Source organism: Rhizorhapis sp. SPR117 (assembly GCF_021742065.1).
This window is the reverse complement of the sequence record NZ_JAKKIE010000161.1, coordinates 1-2124: the sequence shown is the minus strand read 5'-3', so window position 1 is coordinate 2124 and position 2124 is coordinate 1. Positions and strand designations below refer to the sequence as shown.

At 62.2% G+C, this 2124-nt stretch carries 2 protein-coding genes; both read left to right on the top strand.

Going from position 1 to position 2124, the window contains the following annotated elements; translation table 11 throughout:
* Positions 1-116: 116 nt before the first annotated feature.
* Entirely contained in the window at positions 117-1097 is a 981-nt protein-coding gene (locus tag L3X40_RS21640; RefSeq protein WP_237367397.1) for an ATP-binding domain-containing protein, read from the top strand.
* Positions 1094-2053 (top strand): hypothetical protein, encoded by a 960-nt coding sequence (locus tag L3X40_RS21635; RefSeq protein ID WP_237367396.1) that lies wholly within the window; start codon positions 1094-1096, stop codon positions 2051-2053. Before L3X40_RS21640 ends, L3X40_RS21635 begins: the two co-directional genes overlap by 4 nt.
* Positions 2054-2124: the final 71 nt, after the last annotated feature.

Sequence of the window (2124 nt, the reverse complement as noted above, 5' to 3'; positions counted from 1 at the left end):
TCGGAACGCCAGCCTCCAGAGCGAGCTCGACGGCACAGAGCACCGCTTGTTCGTCATGTTGCAGGACAAGCGATAATATCTCGACCATCTCCCTATCGGGCAAGACGCTGCTTGCGATGCAGCGCGCACGCTCATTGGCCACGACGCACAATGCGGTCCTGTTCACCTGCTTCAACGCCGAACTCGCCAAATGGATACGCGAGGAAATGGCGGCCGATCTTGCCGAAAATGGTGGCAAGATCACGGTGCAGAACTTCCACCGGCTGGCATCGGACTTGTGCAAAGCGGGGGAAGTCGACTTCACCGTTAACCAGCAGGACGCCGCCCGCTGGTGGGATGAAAAGGCCCCCGACTTGCTCGCCGAGGCCGCCCTCGACCTGTATGGTGGCGAGCCGCCGTTCGACGCGATGGTCGTTGACGAAGCGCAGGACTTTTCGCCCTCCTGGTGGGACGCGCTCGAATATCTGTGCGACCGCAAGGGCACGGTCTGGGCTTTCCTCGACAAGGCGCAGAGTCTACGCCGCGATCCTGTCGATCCGCCGCTCGATGGCGCGTTCCGCTTCGCGCTTGATGTCAATTGCCGCAATACGCGGCGGATCGTCGCCTGCGCCAATGCCGCGACCGACGTCGCTAGCGAGCCGTTCGAACTGGCGCCGCTCGGTCGACCCCCAAAGCTGATCGTCCCGCAGACACCGACTGCGATCAGTGGCCTTTTGCAGCAAGAAGTACGCTCACTGCTCAAAAACCATCGGCTCGAACCGCGCCAGATCGCGATCCTTGGTCCGGCAAGCAAAGCGAAGGGGCCGCTAGCCACCGTCAGCGCGATCGACGGGGTACCGCTCATCGACGACGCGTCGCAGTGGCGCGACGGAAAGGGGATCTTGTGCAGCACTGCGCGCAGTTTCAAAGGGCTCGAGGCGGATGTAGTGATCCTTTGCGATTTTTCCGGCTTGGGCAGCTTGTTCACCGTCAGCGATCTCTATGTCGCGCTGACTCGTGCGCGCTCGCATCTGGTCATCGTCGCGCATGATCGTGCGGCCAAAGAGAGCCTCGATGTCGCACTTGCGGCTGCGATAGCAACGGGTGCCGACGAATGACCATGTTGGACGCCTGGAGTGAGGCGATTGGATACACGGCGGATGACGCTGACTCGCCATCGCTTCCCGCGGTTGTCGAGCACATCCGCAGCGCTGTCTTCGAAGCGGGTTTTGTCAGTCGAGGTCGGATCACCAGCGGCCTGAAGGAAGCCTATCGTCCGTTTGATTTGGACGAGGCCATGATCCGCGAGAAGACCGACGCGGCGATCGATCTGATGCTGCTGAGCGGCGACCTTGAGGAATATGCGACCAGTGCAGGTCGGGGCTATGCCGGAACGCCTCCCAGACTGATCGACTGGGACGGCGACCGCGTCAGCTTGCTAGGTTCAAGCCGCCTCGGGACAGGCACGGTCCGCCAGTTTGCCGCAGAAACGTCGCCGAGCGATGGTGTCACGATCGCGCTGAACGATGAACTCGGCCGCCCTGAATGGCGTAATGCGCTGGTTGAGCTTGGCTGTGCTGACGCGCCCGAGAGCGATGCGCGCACGCTATTCGCATTCTCTCAAGCGCTGGCAGCAAGCGGGGAGCGTTATTCGCTCGACGAGCCGAACGCCGTTGCAGTTGTAAGTGGCCGCGCAGAATTTTTCGGGCGCGCCGACCCCGCCCCATCAGGACGCTGGAGCCGGGTTGAAGCGGAGGGCTTCTATCCGGCCGCAATCCGTACAGGATACACGCTCAAGAACGTCGTGCTTCATGTCGCCGGCAAGGATACGACGCTGTGGCAACCGCCGTCGCGCGACATCTGGCGATGGATTGTCGTTGGCCTAACGCTAGCGCACGGCGACCCAGTGCTGCGCTACGATCGGGCGAATGGGGTGCTCGACTTCTTGACGCCGCCACCGCGCCAGGCAGAGCGCGCAGCGCTGATCACAGGCGAACAGCTCAAGCCTTGGTCGTGGAGGCTCGACACCAGCGCCTATGCCGTCATTGCCAAGCTCATGGGGTCTCCGCGCTAGTCACCTGAATCCGAAGTTCGCTTCATTGTTTTCTGGCAGAAGCGTTTGACGGCGGCGAGGATCTCGTCGGC